This is a genomic window from Mediterraneibacter hominis, assembly GCF_014287475.1.
In the GTDB taxonomy this organism is placed as follows: Bacteria; Bacillota; Clostridia; order Lachnospirales; family Lachnospiraceae; genus Mediterraneibacter; species Mediterraneibacter hominis.
In genome coordinates this window covers 1,087,264-1,104,080 of record NZ_JACOPF010000001.1, presented here as the reverse complement: position 1 = coordinate 1,104,080, position 16,817 = coordinate 1,087,264, and the positions used below count along the sequence as shown (strand labels likewise).

At 42.3% G+C, this 16,817-nt stretch carries 12 protein-coding genes; 11 read left to right on the top strand and 1 reads right to left on the bottom strand.

The window, feature by feature from the left end; translation table 11 throughout:
• The first annotated feature begins 8 nt into the window (after positions 1–8).
• The 10 genes from prfA to H8S37_RS05355 all read left to right on the top strand — a co-directional run bounded on the left by prfA (position 9) and on the right by H8S37_RS05355 (position 14,043).
• Positions 9–1,082, top strand: a complete 1,074-nt coding sequence (prfA, locus tag H8S37_RS05400; RefSeq protein WP_186874983.1) for a peptide chain release factor 1 — start codon at positions 9–11, stop codon at positions 1,080–1,082.
• A 269-nt stretch (positions 1,083–1,351) separates the two neighbouring features.
• Entirely contained in the window at positions 1,352–2,254 is a 903-nt protein-coding gene (locus H8S37_RS05395; protein ID WP_186874982.1) for a DUF2156 domain-containing protein, read from the top strand.
• A 4-nt stretch (positions 2,255–2,258) separates the two neighbouring features.
• A complete protein-coding gene (locus H8S37_RS05390) occupies positions 2,259–3,446 on the top strand; it encodes a pyridoxal phosphate-dependent aminotransferase (RefSeq protein WP_186874981.1) in 1,188 nt (395 codons plus the stop codon).
• 16 nt (positions 3,447–3,462) lie between these two features.
• Positions 3,463–4,524 (top strand): histidinol-phosphate transaminase, encoded by a 1,062-nt coding sequence (hisC, locus tag H8S37_RS05385; protein WP_186874980.1) that lies wholly within the window; start codon positions 3,463–3,465, stop codon positions 4,522–4,524.
• A gap of 9 nt (positions 4,525–4,533) precedes the next feature.
• A complete protein-coding gene (locus tag H8S37_RS05380; protein WP_186874979.1) occupies positions 4,534–5,382 on the top strand; it encodes a DUF368 domain-containing protein in 849 nt (282 codons plus the stop codon).
• A 102-nt stretch (positions 5,383–5,484) separates the two neighbouring features.
• Complete coding sequence (locus tag H8S37_RS05375) at positions 5,485–5,922, top strand: hypothetical protein (protein ID WP_186874978.1); 438 nt, start codon at positions 5,485–5,487, stop codon at positions 5,920–5,922.
• A 137-nt stretch (positions 5,923–6,059) separates the two neighbouring features.
• Entirely contained in the window at positions 6,060–7,115 is a 1,056-nt protein-coding gene (gene ispG, locus H8S37_RS05370; protein ID WP_186874977.1) for a flavodoxin-dependent (E)-4-hydroxy-3-methylbut-2-enyl-diphosphate synthase, read from the top strand.
• Between the two features lie 53 nt (positions 7,116–7,168).
• Positions 7,169–11,593 carry a PolC-type DNA polymerase III gene (locus tag H8S37_RS05365; protein WP_408631367.1) on the top strand — a complete coding sequence of 1,475 codons (4,425 nt, stop codon included), beginning with the start codon at positions 7,169–7,171 and terminating at the stop codon, positions 11,591–11,593.
• A gap of 193 nt (positions 11,594–11,786) precedes the next feature.
• A complete protein-coding gene (gene glyA, locus H8S37_RS05360) occupies positions 11,787–13,022 on the top strand; it encodes a serine hydroxymethyltransferase (protein ID WP_186874975.1) in 1,236 nt (411 codons plus the stop codon).
• A 739-nt stretch (positions 13,023–13,761) separates the two neighbouring features.
• Positions 13,762–14,043 carry a DUF2325 domain-containing protein gene (locus H8S37_RS05355; RefSeq protein ID WP_186874974.1) on the top strand — a complete coding sequence of 94 codons (282 nt, stop codon included), beginning with the start codon at positions 13,762–13,764 and terminating at the stop codon, positions 14,041–14,043.
• An 84-nt stretch (positions 14,044–14,127) separates the two neighbouring features.
• On the opposite strand, the gene H8S37_RS05350 is transcribed toward H8S37_RS05355, so the two are convergent.
• Complete coding sequence (locus H8S37_RS05350) at positions 14,128–14,817, bottom strand: S1 RNA-binding domain-containing protein (RefSeq protein WP_186874973.1); 690 nt, start codon at positions 14,815–14,817, stop codon at positions 14,128–14,130.
• A 336-nt stretch (positions 14,818–15,153) separates the two neighbouring features.
• Here H8S37_RS05350 and H8S37_RS05345 point away from each other — a divergent pair, with 336 nt between their 5' ends.
• Positions 15,154–16,806 carry a putative manganese-dependent inorganic diphosphatase gene (locus tag H8S37_RS05345; RefSeq protein WP_186874972.1) on the top strand — a complete coding sequence of 551 codons (1,653 nt, stop codon included), beginning with the start codon at positions 15,154–15,156 and terminating at the stop codon, positions 16,804–16,806.
• Positions 16,807–16,817 lie beyond the last annotated feature (11 nt).

The following is a 16,817-nucleotide window of genomic DNA, read 5'->3' as shown; positions in this document are numbered from 1 at the left end:
GAAAAAAGATGTTTGACAAATTGGAGGATTTATTAATCCGCTATGAGGAAATCATGGGGGAGCTGCAGGAGCCGGGTGTGGCAGACGATCCGGAACGTTTCCGCAGACTGATGAAGGAACAAAGTGATCTCGCTCCGATTGTAGAGGCATATAGAGAATACAAACAGTGCAGGCAGAACATTGAGGACAGCTTAGGTTTGCTGGAAGAAGAGGCAGATGAAGAATTGAGAGAGCTTGCCAAGGAAGAATTAAATGAATCTAAAGTACGGGTGGAAGAACTGGAAAAAGAATTGAAGATTTTGCTGCTTCCAAAAGATCCGAATGATGAGAAAAACGTAATCGTGGAAATTCGGGCGGGCGCCGGCGGAGATGAGGCGGCATTGTTTGCGGCTGAAATTTACCGGATGTACGTGCATTATGCAGAAGACCGCAGATGGAGAACGGAGTTGATTTCTTTAAATGAGAACGGAATCGGCGGTTTTAAGGAATGTGTATTTATGATTACCGGACAGGGAGCGTATTCCCGACTGAAATATGAAAGCGGCGTACACCGCGTACAGCGTGTGCCGGAAACAGAGAGTGGAGGCAGAATCCATACTTCTACAGTGACGGTAGCGATTATGCCGGAGGCGGAAGAAGTGGATATTGTGATCGATGAAAAAGATATCCGGATTGATGTTATGAGGGCATCTGGAAATGGAGGACAGTGTGTCAATACCACAGATTCTGCTGTGCGATTGACCCATTACCCGACAGGGATTGTGATTTACAGCCAGACAGAGAAGTCTCAGTTGCAAAATAAAGAAAAAGCGTTTAGGCTGCTACGTTCCAAGCTGTATGATCTGGAACTGGAGAAACAACAGGCGTCCGAGGCAGAGGCAAGGAGAAGCCAGATTGGGACAGGAGATCGTTCAGAAAAAATCCGGACGTATAATTTCCCGCAGGGACGTGTTACGGATCACAGAATCAAATTGACGCTGCATAAACTGGATACTATTCTAAACGGAGATTTAGATGAAATCATAGACAGTCTGATAGCAGCAGACCAGGCGGCAAAGCTGGCAAATATGAATGAAGAATAGAAAAACTAAAGTAGCACTGCCGCTGATGGTTTCACCGGCTTAAATGTATAAAAAGAAAAAAATGGCTTCATGTTTTGCAATATTCTAATCAGAAGTAAACAAATCCTTCTGGAAGGGAATAGAGGAAATATGAAGCTGTTTTTTTAGGACATTCGACGGACATAAACACGTCTGAATCTACTTTTAAGTTTTTGCGTTTTAGAGAATAATATGATATACTAACCAAATATGAGTAATTGTTTTACAATATCAGGAAGTGAAGGAGAACTATGGAAGAAGTCAATTTTAAAAGGCCGGAGCTTGAAGATCAGGCATTGATACGTTCCTATTTTGACAAGGCGCCGAGCAGAAGCTGTGAGAGAACCTTTGTGGATATATATTTGTGGTCGCGGCATTATAAAGTGACCTTTGCGGTGATAGAAGATGCCCTTGTATTCCGGGACGGAGGAAAAACACCGGCGTTTTCTTATCCGGCAGGAGAGCCGCAGAATGTAAAAAGAGCGATCGAATTCTTGAGAAGATATATGGAAGCGAGAAAGGAACCGTTCAAGCTTTACAATGTGACAGAGAAACACTTTGAACAGTTAAATGAATGGTATCCAGATGAATTTGAGATTGCATATGTAAGAGATATAGCAGATTATATCTATGAGACAGAGAAGCTTGCCACACTTGCAGGCAAAAAGTTGCATGGAAAGCGAAATCATATCAATAAATTTAAGAAAACATATCCAGACTGGAGTTACGAGCCGCTGTGTGATGAAAACATGGAGGAATGCTTTCAGATGGCTTTAAAATGGAGAAATGCAAATGGATGTGAGGAAGATCCGGAAAAGAATGCAGAGATGTGCGTGACACTCAATGCACTGCGCCTGTACAGAGAAATGGATCAGGTTGGGGGTGTATTAAGAGTAAACGGCGAAGTTGCAGCCTTTACAATCGGGGAGCGTCTGTGTGAAGATACATTCGTTGTCCATATAGAAAAGGCATTTGCAGAGATTGACGGCGCTTACCCGATGATAAACCAGCAGTTTGTGCAGCACGAATGTATGGACTATAAGTATGTGAACCGGGAGGACGACGCAGGAAGTGAAGGATTAAGAAAGGCAAAACTATCCTATCGTCCTGCATTTTTAGAACAAAAGGGAATTGTGACGAAAAAAGGAGTGTAAGGAAATGATCTCAAAAAAAATGGAAAATATGGTGGCAAACAGCTCGGCAATCCGTGCGATGTTTGAGGAGGGAAACCGGCTAGCAGGAATTTACGGGGCGGAGAATGTCTTTGATTTCAGCCTTGGCAATCCGAACGTTCCGGCGCCGAAAGCCGTCAAGGAGGCGATTATAGAGGCGTTGAATGAAGAGGATCCGGTTGTGCTGCATGGGTATACAAACAGTAATGCAGGATATGAGGACGTCAGAGAGGCAGTGGCACAGTCGTTGAATAAGCGGTTTGGTACAAGCTTTTCGGCGAATAATATTACAATGACAGTCGGCGCGGCAGGAGGGTTGAATGTAATCTTAAAAGCCCTTCTGAATCCGGGGGATGAGGTGATGGTATTTGCTCCATATTTTGGAGAATATAGAAGCTATATCAATAATTATGATGGTGTCCTTGTGGAAGTGTCTCCAAATACGGAAGATTTTCAGCCGAAATTAGATGAGTTTAAAGAGAAGATTACGGCAAAGACAAGAGCGGTCATTGTAAATACACCGAATAACCCGACGGGTGTGGTATATTCTGAGGCGACGATTCGAAAGCTGGCGGAGATTATGGAAATGAAACAAAAAGAGTTCGGTACGGATATCTATCTGATTTCAGACGAGCCATACAGAGAACTTGCATATGACGGAGTGGAAGTGCCGTACTTGACGAAGTACTATGCCAATACAATCGTAGGATACTCCTATAGCAAATCGTTGTCTCTCCCAGGTGAACGGATAGGCTACCTTGTAATTCCAGATGAAGCGGCAGACAGTGCGAATCTGATCAGCGCGGTAAATGTAGCGACCCGTATTCTGGGATTTGTCAACGCACCTACCTTGCAGCAGAAGGTGGTAAAAGCATGTTTGAACGAAAAAACAGATATTTCCTACTATGACAGAAACAGAGAGACACTGTATAACGGTCTGAAAGAATTGGGATTTGCATGTATCAAGCCGGAAGGGGCGTTTTATCTGTTTGTGAAATCGCCGGTGCCAGATGAAAAAGAGTTCTGTGCGGCAGCGAAGAAGTACAATATTTTGCTTGTGCCGGGAAGCTCTTTTGCGTGTGCGGGGTATGTGCGTCTGGCGTACTGCGTAGCTTATGAGACAATTGTAAATGCGCTGCCAAAGTTTAAAGAGCTGGCGGCAGAGTATAAATAGAAAAAGGACTGCAGTTATGGGAATCCATCCAAATGTATTAAAAAATATCCGTCACGTCACGCCGTATGTGCCGGGAGAACAGCCGCAGAGAAAGGTAATTAAGCTAAACACGAACGAAAATCCGTATCCGCCTGCGCCAGGGGTGCGCAAAGTGCTGGAAGAATTTCATACAGATGCGTTGAGGCTGTATCCGGATCCGGCGGCTGAACTTCTGACAGAAGAGTTAGCCAGGTTTTACGAAGTGGAAAAAGAGCAGGTGTTTCCAGGAGTTGGCTCCGATGATGTGCTTTCGCTTTGCTTTTTGACCTTTTTTAACTCAGAGAAGCCGATTCTCTTTCCAGATATTACATATTCATTCTATAAAGTATGGGCAGAACTGTACCGGATACCATACCGCTGTCCGAAATTAGACAAAGAATTCCGAATGAATCGTGCAGACTATTATCAGGAAAATGGAGGCATCATCTTTCCGAATCCGAATGCACCGACGGCTGTCTATGAAGAATTAGAATTCATAGAAGATATTCTCGAACACAATCGAGAAAGTGTGGTGATTGTGGATGAAGCATATGTAGATTTTGCCGGAAAATCTGCTTTAGAGCTGATTGAAAGATATGACAATCTGCTGGTTGTACAGACCTTTTCTAAGGCGAGGAGCATGGCAGGAATGCGTATTGGTTATGCGATAGGAAACAAGGAATTGATCCGGTACTTAAATGATGTGAAATATTCATTTAACTCTTATACACTGAATCAGCTTTCCTTAATCTGCGGAGCAGAGGCAGTGCGTGACAGGGCATATTTTGAAAAAAATATCCGTAAAATAATACAGACGAGAGAAAAGGCGAAAGGAGAGCTTGCGAATCTAGGTTTTGCATTTCCAGATGCGAAAGCGAATTTCATTTTTGCCACGCATCCTGATTATTCCGCAGAAGAATTGTTTCTGGCATTGAAAAAAGCAGATATTTACGTCAGACATTGGAATAGTGAAAGGATAAAGGAATATTTACGTATTACAGTTGGAACCGAAGAAGAAATGAGGATATTATTTGACTTTTTGAAACATTATATAAAGTAAGGAGAAAAAATGCTGAAAAAAATATTACAAGGAATGGTAGTAGGAATTGCCAATATTATCCCCGGAGTAAGCGGCGGAACCATGATGGTTGCGATGGGACTTTATGATAAACTGATTTACTCTATTACACATTTAAAAAGTGACTTTAAAAACAGTATGAAACTGTTAATTCCCATTTTTCTGGGAGCGGGTATTGCGATTGTGGCTCTGTCCCGACTGTTTGAGTTTCTGCTTCGCGACTATCCGATCCCTACGAACTTTGCATTCTGCGGTCTGATAGCGGGCAGCCTTCCGTTTATATTTAAGAAAGTACAGGGGCATGTAATTTCTGTCGGAAAGATAGTTGCGTTTATCATTTTTTTTGCGATTGTAATTCTGATGGCTGTGCTGGGCGAGACAGGAGGAAAAAGCGCAGATGTCACTTTTGGAATGATCAATGTGATAAAACTTCTTCTGGTAGGAATCATTGCTGCAGCGACAATGGTAGTCCCGGGCGTAAGTGGTTCTATGATGCTTATGCTGCTTGGATATTATGATACGATCATAAAAACAATTAACCGGTTCATAGATGCGCTTGTTATTTTAAACTTTGAAAAGCTTCTGGAAGCCTGCACAGTGCTGATTCCGTTTGGAATTGGAGTAGTGCTCGGGATTTTCCTGATCGCAAAGCTCATTGAATTTATCTTCCAGAAAGCGGAGATTCATGCGTATTATGCGATTTTAGGTCTGATTATCGCTTCTCCAATCGCTATTCTTCTGAAAACAGATTGGTCTGGCGGATCAGTTCTGACAGTAGGAATAGGAGTTGTTACTTTTGCGGCAGGCTGGTTTGCAGCTTCAAAACTAGGCGGGGAATAGTACGCTGTCTAAGATGAGGATAGTTTTAGAAAAGGCGGGGCGTTGACACCGCTATTGAAAATTCGTATAATGAGACATAAGGAAAAGAAGGGACGGTAACGGATGATTTTCAAAAACGATGAAGGGAAAAGAAACAGCATCTGGAAGATTGTAATGTCTGTATCTACGGTACTGATTGTTATTATCGCTGCCTTTTTTATCATAAAACTGTTTACAGCAAATCCGCTGGAAGGAACGTGGCACAGTACAGACAACGGGCTTACCATGACGGTGAATGGAGATGGGACAGCAGAGTTTGAATGGCAGGAAGAAGAAGGCGGGCCTGTGAAAACAGACGTCAAATATAAGATTGACAAAGAAGAAAAAGTATTTAACCTTTATACGGATGAAAGTACCGGTGAAGGGACAGACGCAGACAGTGAAGAAGTAGAACGGCTGCGCAGTACACTGGATACCTCATATGATTACAGCATAGAACAGGAAGAATTGACACTGACAGATCGGGAATATGGGGAACAACTGGTATTTGAAAAGCAATAACGCTGGAACATGCCAGTGTTTGGAGAATATGGGAGGGTTGGCAGATGCCATCGCTCCCATATCTTCTATATCTGCGCAGGAAATAAAGCCATCCGGCGGCTTATAGAAAGGCAGAGGTGCCTTTAGGAGGACAAGAGATGTTAAGAAATGAGACAAAGGAAATCAGAATCGGAAAGGTCTGTATTGGAGGAAGTCATCCCGTAGCGATACAGTCCATGACGAATACAAAGACAGAGGATGTACAGGCAACAGTGAATCAGATCCTAAAACTGGAGGCGGCAGGATGTGAGATTATCCGATGCGCGGTTCCAACGATGGAGGCCGCAGAAGCATTGAAGGAGATAAAAAAGCAGATTCATATTCCTCTTGTGGCGGATATTCATTTTGATTACAGGCTTGCGATCGCGGCGATTGAGAACGGCGCAGATAAAATTCGTATCAATCCGGGGAATATCGGCAGCTTGGAGAGAGTACGCGCGGTGGTAGACAAGGCAAAAGAGAAGAAGATTCCAATCCGTGTAGGAGTCAACAGTGGTTCTCTGGAAAAACATATTCTGGAGAAAAATGGCGGGGTGACAGCAGAAGGAATTGTGGAGAGCGCGCTTGATAAGGTACATATGATTGAAGAGATGGATTATGACAATCTTGTCGTGAGTATAAAATCTTCAGATGTGCTGATGTGTATAGAAGCCCATGAACAAATTGCAAGACAGTGCAAATATCCTCTGCATGTCGGTATTACAGAATCCGGGACGGTCTATTCGGGAAATATCAAATCGTCTGTCGGACTTGGAATCATTCTTCATGCAGGGATAGGAAATACGATCCGTGTGTCTCTGACAGGAGATCCAGTGGAAGAAATTAAGACGGCAAAGCTTATATTGAAGACACTGGGCTTAAAAAAAGGGGGAATTGAGGTTGTATCCTGTCCTACCTGCGGAAGGACGAAGATCAATCTAATAGAGCTGGCGAATAAAGTGGAGCATATGGTGGCAGATATTCCTCTGGATATTAAAGTTGCTGTAATGGGCTGTGCCGTGAACGGCCCTGGCGAGGCAAAAGAAGCAGATATTGGCATCGCGGGGGGAGTCGGAGAGGGATTGTTAATTAAAAAAGGTGAGATTATCAAAAAAGTGAAGGAAGAAGAGCTTCTTCCGGCACTTCGTCAGGAGTTGTTGAATTGGAAAGAGTAAGCAGTGAAAAGGTCTTTTTTGACGTATTTCCGACATTAAAGGCGGAAAATGATATGCAGTTGTTGTTTCAGGATGTTGAAGTAAAGAAAATCACGACAAATACAAACCGTGATTTTCTTCATGTACATATTTTCAGCCGGCACCTGATACAGAAAAAAGACATATGGAGAATGGAGCAAAAGATTAAAGAGCAGTTGTTTGGGACTTCTCCGGTTGCGATCCGCATAGAAGAACAGTATGCACTTTCAGGGCAGTATTCTGCGGAGGCTCTTCTGAAAGAATACAGAGACAGTATTATTGAAGAATTAAGTGTGGACAGTGTCCTTGCGGCAAATATGTATGCGCAGGCAGAAATACAGTTTAAAGAAAATACAGTCTGTCTGGAACTGTTGGATACCATTGTGTCGGAAGGACGAAGGGAAGCAATCATAGAGTATTTGGAAGAAATACTAAATAAGCGTTTTCAGATTGGGGCTGAGGTTCGGGTTTCCTATAAAGAGGTATCTAAAAAAAGTGGACGGGAACAAGAGGAAGAGAGGATTCAGCAGGAAATCAATGAGATATTCAGGCGAAGAGCAGTGCAAAGAGGCGAAGAAGAACCAAAAGCTGTAGAAAAGAAACATACATCTCCAAAGGAAACTATAAGCCTTAAAAGAAGAGAAAAAGATACGGGAAAAAGAGAATTTAAGAAGAAAGAATTCTACCGCCCGTTAAAGCAGGGAGACGATCCAAGTCTTATCTATGGAAAAAGCTTTGAAGACGAACCAATTCCTCTAGAGCAGGTAGTCACAGAGATGGGAGAAATTACGATTCATGGAAAAATTATCAGCTTTGATACCCGTGAAATACGTAATGAGAAAACGATCGTTATGTTTTCTGTGACAGACTTTACGGATACGATTACAGTAAAAATGTTTGCGCGAAATGAACAGCTTCCAGAGCTTTTAGGAGAGATAAAAAAGGGAGCGTTTATTAAAATTAAGGGTGTTACCACGATAGACAAATTTGACGGAGAACTGACGATCGGCTCTGTAACCGGTATTAAAAAGATTGGAGATTTTACTGTTTCCAGAAAAGATTTAAGTACACAGAAGAGAGTAGAGCTTCACTGCCACACAAAGATGAGCGATATGGATGGAGTTTCCGAAGTAAAAGACATTGTGAAACGCGCCCATGACTGGGGGCATCCTGCGATTGCCATTACGGATCATGGAGTGGCGCAGGCATTTCCCGATGCAAACCATTATATAGAGACACTGGATAAATCCGATCCTTTCAAGATTATCTATGGCGTAGAGGGGTATGTCGTAGATGATTTGACGGAGATTGCAGTAGGGGCAGGAGAACAGACGCTGAATGATACGTATATTGTATTTGACTTAGAGACAACTGGATTTAGCTCAATTAAAGATAAGATTATAGAAATCGGTGCTGTGAAAGTAGTGGGCGGAGAGATTGTAGATTCTTTTAGTACCTTTGTCAATCCAAAGAGACCGATTCCGTTTGAGATTACGAAGCTGACCAGTATTACGGACGAGATGGTAATGGATTATCCAGATATCGAGACGCTGCTGCCAGAGTTTTTGAAATTTGTAGGAGACGGTATTTTAGTGGCGCACAATGCCGGCTTTGACGTAGGCTTTATTGAGCAGAACTGCCGGTACCAGGATATAGAACCGCATTTTACCTATGTGGACACAGTGGCTTTGGCAAGAGTACTGCTTCCGACACTGTCTAAATATAAGCTGAATGTGGTGGCAAAGGCGCTCAATATTTCACTGGAAAATCATCATCGGGCGGTGGATGATGCGAAAGCGACGGCGGAGATTTTTGTAAAATTCGTAGAGATGCTGAAAAAGGAAAATATCACGACTCTAAAGGAGATGAACCAGTTTGGGGATATGAACCCCAATGCGATTCGAAAATTGCCGACGTATCATATTATTATTCTGGCAAAGAATGACATTGGAAGATATAACCTTTATCAGTTGATTTCAGAATCTCATCTGACCTATTATGCAAGACGGCCGCGTATTCCTAAAAGTCTTTTAAACAAGCACAGAGAAGGCCTGATTATCGGAAGTGCCTGCGAGGCGGGGGAGCTCTACCAGGCGCTTTTAAATAAGAAATCCGCTGAATTTATCGCAAGACTGGCGGACTTTTATGACTATTATGAGATACAGCCTTTGGGAAACAATCGGTTTATGATTGAGAGTACTCGTTTGCCGGATATTACCTCTGAGGAAGATTTAATAGAGATAAACCGCCAGATTGTAGAATTGGGAGAAAGATTTAAAAAGCCGGTGGTAGCGACCTGTGACGTACATTTTCTTGATCCTGGGGATGAAGTGTACAGAAGGATTATCATGGCGGGAAAGGGATTTGATGATGCAGATGTACAGCCTCCGCTGTACCTTCGCACGACGGAAGAAATGCTGGAAGAGTTTTCCTATCTTGGATCTGCAAAGGCGCGTGAAATTGTCATTGAAAATCCGAATAAAATTGCAGAGATGGTAGAAAAGATTTCTCCTGTCAACCCGAATAAGTGTCCTCCGGTTATTGAAAATTCAGATCAGGAATTAAGAGACATCTGCTATAAAAAAGCGCATGAGATGTACGGGGAAGATCTGCCTGTGCAGGTTTCTTCGAGACTGGAAAAGGAATTGAACTCTATTATATCAAACGGATATGCCGTTATGTATATCATTGCCCAGAAACTAGTGTGGAAGTCCAATGATGACGGGTATCTGGTAGGATCACGCGGCTCTGTCGGTTCCTCATTTGTAGCGACAATGGCAGGCATTACAGAAGTAAATCCGCTGAGCCCACATTACTACTGCCAGGAATGTCACTACAGTGACTTTGAGTCTGACGAGGTGAGAAGCTATGCCGGCGGATGCGGCTTTGATATGCCGGACAAGCCTTGCCCTAAATGTGGCGCTCCGCTTGTAAAGGCAGGATTTGACATCCCATTTGAAACTTTCCTTGGTTTTAAAGGAGACAAGGAACCGGACATTGATTTGAATTTCTCGGGAGACTATCAGGCGAAAGCACACAAATATACTGAGGTTCTCTTTGGAACCGGTCATACCTTTAAGGCGGGGACGATTGGAACCTTAGCAGATAAGACGGCATATGGATTTGTGAAGAATTACTACGAAGAAAAAGGACAGAGAAAACGCAGATGTGAGATTGACAGGATTACATTGGGATGTACTGGAATCCGGCGCAGCACAGGTCAGCATCCGGGAGGAATTGTTGTATTGCCGCATGGACATAACATAAATGAATTTACACCGGTACAGCATCCGGCAAATGATATGGAAACAGACATAGTCACAACCCATTTTGACTATCACTCGATTGACCATAATCTCTTAAAATTAGATATTCTGGGACATGATGATCCGACCATGATCCGTACTTTGGAAGATTATATTACTTCAGATGCGATGGAAAATGAGTATAACAAGGAAAATCCGTTTATTGCTACTAAGATACCACTGGACGATGAACAAGTCATTTCCCTGTTTCATAATACAAGCGCGCTTGGAATTAAGCCAGAAGATATAGACGGCTGTAAGCTTGGCTGTCTGGGGATTCCAGAATTCGGGACAGAGTTTGTCATCCAGATGGTACAGGATACGAAGCCGCAGACACTCTCTGATCTGATTCGTATTTCCGGACTTTCCCATGGCACGAATGTGTGGCTCGGCAATGCGCAAGAACTGGTAAAATCTGGGAAGGCTACGATTTCTACAGCTATCTGTACAAGAGATGATATTATGATTTACTTGATTAATCAGGGGGTAGAAAGTGCTCTTGCATTCACTATCATGGAGAGCGTGCGTAAAGGAAAGGGATTAAAGCCGGAGTGGGAGGCGGCAATGAAGGAAAAGAATGTGCCGGACTGGTATATCTGGTCTTGTAAAAAGATCAGCTATATGTTTCCGAAGGCACATGCGGCTGCATACGTTATGATGGCATACCGGATTGCCTATTGTAAAATTAACTATCCACTGGCGTATTATGGAGCTTATTTCGGAATCCGTGCCGACGCCTTTTCCTATGAGATTATGTGTCAGGGAAAGGAAAAACTAGATTATTATATGAAGGACTATAAACGCAGAAGTGATTCGCTGAGTAAAAAGGAACAAGATGTATTAAAGGATATGAAGATTGTACAGGAAATGTACGCACGTGGGTTTGAGTTCCTTCCGATTGATATTTATAAAGCGAAGGCAACTAAATTCCAGATTATGGACGGAAAACTGATGCCTTCTTTATCCAGTATCGAAGGTATGGGAGAGAAGGCGGCAGAAGCTGTGGAAGAAGCGTCAAAGGATGGCCCGTATCTTTCGTTGGATGATTTCAGGATGCGGACGAAGGTCAGTAAAACAGTGATTGACTTAATGGCGGATTTGGGGCTCTTTGGGAATCTGCCGCAGAGTAATCAGCTTTCTCTGTTTGATTTTTAAAAGAGAGGTTCTAAGCTTTTAAAACAGATTTTCCCAGGCACGCCTGTACAGAGGCGCAAGGCGTGTGTTATAATAGTGCCAATAGGCTTAAAAGCCGATCAAAGAATATCTTCCAGGGTACGCAGTCTATGCTCCTTAAGGGGGCTTTGCCCGATAAGGTATGCAGAATAAAATAATATGGAGGAATACGAAAATGTACGATTTCGAAGAAATCAAGAGGACAGATGCCGAGATTGCAGAGGCGATTGAGGAGGAGATGAAAAGACAGAACTCACATATTGAACTGATTGCTTCTGAAAACTGGGTAAGCAAGGCAGTGATGGCAGCAATGGGAAGCCCTCTGACGAATAAATATGCAGAAGGATACCCGGGAAAGAGATATTACGGCGGCTGTCAGTGTGTGGACGTGGCAGAGAATCTTGCCAGGGAAAGAGCGAAAAAGCTTTTTGACTGCGAGTATGTGAATGTACAGCCTCATTCCGGAGCACAGGCAAATATGGCGGTGATGTTCGCAATGTTGACGCCGGGAGATACTGTGATGGGAATGAATTTAGATCATGGCGGCCATTTAACACACGGTTCACCGGTCAATATGTCAGGAAAGTATTTTAAAATTACCCCTTACGGCGTCAATGAAGAAGGTGTAATTGATTATGACAATGTCCTTAAAATTGCAAAAGAATGCAGGCCAAAGCTGATTATTGCAGGTGCGAGCGCTTATGCCAGAACAATTGATTTCAAACGTTTCCGAGAAATCGCAGATGAAGTAGGAGCGTATCTGATGGTGGATATGGCACATATTGCAGGGCTGGTGGCAGCAGGGCTGCACCCAAGTCCGATTCCGTATGCGCATGTGACGACAACGACAACACATAAGACATTAAGAGGCCCAAGAGGGGGAATGATTCTCTCCAGCAATGAGATGAATGAGAAATTCAATTTTAACAAGGCGGTATTTCCTGGAATACAAGGCGGCCCTTTGATGCATGTGATAGCCGCGAAGGCGGTATGCTTTAAAGAGGCTCTGGAACCACAGTTTAAGGAATATCAAGAGCAGGTGGTGAAAAATGCAAAGGCACTCTGCGCAGGGCTGATTAAGCGTGGTGTAAAAATTGTCTCCGGCGGGACAGATAATCACCTTATGTTGGTAGATCTTACGGAAAAAGAGGTCAGCGGAAAGGAACTGGAGAAACGGCTGGATGATGCACACGTGACATGTAATAAAAATACGATTCCAAATGATCCACGCTCTCCGTTTGTGACAAGTGGTGTGAGACTTGGAACACCGGCAGTGACAACCCGCGGCCTGAAAGAAGAAGATATGGATAAAGTGGCAGAGATTATTGCGATGGTAATTGAAAGTGAAGAGAATGTAGAAAAGGCAAAAGAAATGGTAGCCGAACTGACAGAAAAATATCCTCTGTGTTAAAGGAAATATAAAGTTAACTGACAAAAATGATCCGCGCAAAAGGGAGCGTATTGCAACGTTCGTCAGGGCTTCGCCGAAATTCCTCACTTTTTCAACACACTCCCTCCCTCGCTTACACTTTCGCCAGGTTAAGTTTATATTTCCAGACGGAAGAGATCGACTTCACGTTGCTGCACATTTCCAATCGGAAGTAAACAAATTTTTCTGGTTGGGAACTCGTGACAGCGTGAAGTCGATTTCTTTTTAATAAAATTTTACTAACAAGGCTGCCTTCCGAATACGGTTCGCCTGGGTTTTTAGTGCAAAGCATCTGCGTGTTCCAATGGACACACAGATGCTTTGCACTAAAAACCCAGGCGAACGGATGAGGTAAAACGGGTCCTGCCCTGTGTTCTGATACAGTGTTTTTGGCGTACCTTCTGTTAAAGCTTTTCTTCCAGACGAGGAAGGTATTTTGCCAGCTTCCGCAGTGCCAGCTCAATTTCGCATACGCTTCATTTCGCTATCGGCAGTCGCCGAATGAAAAGAAGCAGAAAGCCCCTGCTTACATGCAAGCAGGGGCTTTCTGCTCTTTTCGCACTGCTTGTTGCTTCATTAAATTTATATTTTGGTAATAATGAGAAATAATATCACAAAAAAATATTGATATTGGTTCTCAATTCATGTATTATATACACATAAGTTAGTTATAACTAACTTTAAAAATATTATAAATCTATCAGAGTATAAGGAGGCTATTATGAGTGTTGTGATCATTGGTGGACATGACAGAATGGTCTGTCAATATAAAAAAATATGTAAACAATATAAATGTAAAGCAAAAGTATTTACACAGATGTCAGCCAGTTTAAGCAAGCAGATTGGCAGTCCAGATTTAATCGTACTTTTTACGAATACGGTGTCACATAAAATGGTACGCTGTGCGGTGGAAGAAGCAGGAAGATGTAATGTAGACATTGTAAGGTGCCATACAAGTAGTAAAAATGCTCTGGAAGAGATTTTAGAAAACGTGTGCGCTTAATATTTAGTTTCTTATACAATAAAAAACAGGAAAAGAATCTGATACTATTCTTTTCCTGTTTAAATCCGATATAATGAATCAGTATTACAGATTTAAGTTTTTAAATAAATCACCGAGATTTGTTCCGATATTTTCACTTTTTGGAATTTCTACCTTTTCTACTTTTTCCTCTGGAATTTCTTCCAGGGCTTTCATACTCAGACTGATTTTTCCATCCTTTACACCGATAATTTTTACATTGACTTTGTCGCCTGTATGCAGAACATCGGAAGGAGTTTTTACTCTTTTCTGGGAAATCTGAGAAACATGAACGAGTCCGGACAGTCCATTTTCCAGCTTGACAAAGGCTCCATAGTTCTGAAGTGTTTCCACAGTGCCTTCCATAACAGTACCCACTTTGATATTTGCAATTTTTTCTTTTTGCGCCTGTTTTTCTTTTTCTTTCAGAATTTCACGCGCAGAAAGTACAAGGCGATTGTTTGCCTGATCCACATCAATAACACGGACTTCGATATCTTTTAAAAGATATGTTTCCAAATCTTCAATGTAGGAAAGGGATAGTTTAGAGGCAGGAACAAATCCTCTAAGTCCTTCTACCATAGCGATTACGCCGCCGTTTACGACACCTTCTACTTTTACAGGAAGGATTGTCTTGTTTTCCATATATTCCACAACCCGGTTCCAAGGATTGGCATCATCAAAATGCTCCTCGTAATCTGCCATTGTTTCTGTTTGTTCGTTTGTTTGTAATTCTTCTTTTAATTCTTCGCTCATCGTAGCACCTCAATCTAATTTTTTTACATAAAATCAGTATAGCATATGTATAGATAAAAAGACAGAGAATCTTGAAAATTTGATACAAACACTAGGGATTGGCAATGGGAAACGAAAGAAATATAAGAAAAGCAGCATTGGAACGTAATGCAAAAAGGGTTGACGAATAATCTAAAAAATGGCAATCTATATATACATTTAATGTCGATGCGGGTGAAAAAGCAGTTCTATATCTTGGACAGCTCTGAAATCAGCCCATATATATTGCTGTAGGAAAAAGAATTTGATGAGACACTGGTAAAGTGTACTGTAATGGATGACAGAAAAGAGGAAAATATGAAAAAGGAAGAAAATGGAAGAAAAGTATATGTTGTAGGGCATAAAAATCCAGACACAGATTCTATCTGTTCGGCGATTGCCTATGCGGATTTAAAGACAAAATTGACTGGAATTGAACATACGCCGAGAAGAGCAGGACAGCTCAATGAAGAGACACAGTATGTGTTGGAACGTTTTGGCGTGAAGGTTCCTGCACTTTTATCAGATTTGCGTGTACAGATTAAAGATGTGGAGTTAAGACATGTGGAGGGTATACAGGGGAGTGTGTCGATTAAAACTGCCTGGGCAGAAATGAAGGAATTAAATATTAAAACGCTCCCAGTCACCAGGAATGGAAAGTTGGAAGGATTAATTACAATTGGAGATATTGCCACTTCTTATATGGACGTGTATGACAGTACCATTCTCTCTACAGCGCGGACGCAGTACAGGAATATTGCCAGTGCAGTAGGGGGAAAGGTAATCACAGGAAATGCACACAGTTATCTCCAGAAAGGAAAGGTTGCGATTGCGTCATCCAGCAAGGTGCTGATGTCAGAATTTATTAAAGAAAATGATCTTCTGATTGTAGGAGATCGGCCAGATGCACAGCAGTATGGAATAGACGCAAATGTTGGATGTATTGTAGTATGCCACAATGCACCTATAGCAGATAGAATTATACAACAGGCAGAAGAAAGACAGATTGTTATGATTCAGACTCCATATGATACATTTACAGTGGCAAGGCAGATTAACCAGAGTATACCGGTCAGACATTTTATGAGTAAAGAAGGACTGGTTACTTTCCGGATGAGGGATTATGTGGACGATGTAAAAGAAGTGATGGCGCGAAAGAAATTTCGTGATTTTCCAATATTAGACGGGAAAGGAAATTTCCTCGGATTTATTTCAAGAAGACGTCTGTTAAATTGCAGAAAAAAACAAGTTATTCTAGTAGATCACAATGAGAAAAACCAAGCAGTTGACGGAGTGGAAGAGGCAGAGGTTTTGGAAATTATCGATCACCACAGACTCAGCAGCATTGAAACAATGGGGCCGGTGTTCTTTAGAAATCAACCGGTTGGATGCACAGCGACGATTATTTACCAGATGTACCAGGAGGAGGATATATTGGTGGATGCCCAGAATGCGGCTCTTTTGTGTTCCGCAATTATTTCTGATACACTGATGTTTCGTTCTCCTACGTGCACTCCATTGGATGAACAGAGTGCAAGAAATCTTGCAAGAATAGCGGGAATTGAGATTGAAGAGCTGGCACAGGAAATGTTCCATGCCGGAAGTAACCTGAAGGGAAAAACGGCAGAAGAAATCTGCTTCCTGGATTTTAAGCAGTTTACAGTCAATGATACAGTATTCGGAGTGGGGCAGGTTAACTCTATGAGCGCAGATGAGTTAAAAGAGATTAAAGAAATTGTGCTGCCGCATTTGGAAAAAGCACGAAAGAGCCATAGTTTGGATATGATTTTCTTTATGCTGACAGACATTATCGCAGAGTCATCTGAATTATTATGCTGTGGTATGGAGGCAAGAGAAAAAATTATCAATGCATATGATTTGAGAGAAGATACAGCAGATTTGATGCTAAAAGGTGTTGTCTCGCGTAAAAAACAGCTTGTTCCTACTCTGGTAGGAGCGCTTCAGCAATAGAAAAGAGGGGA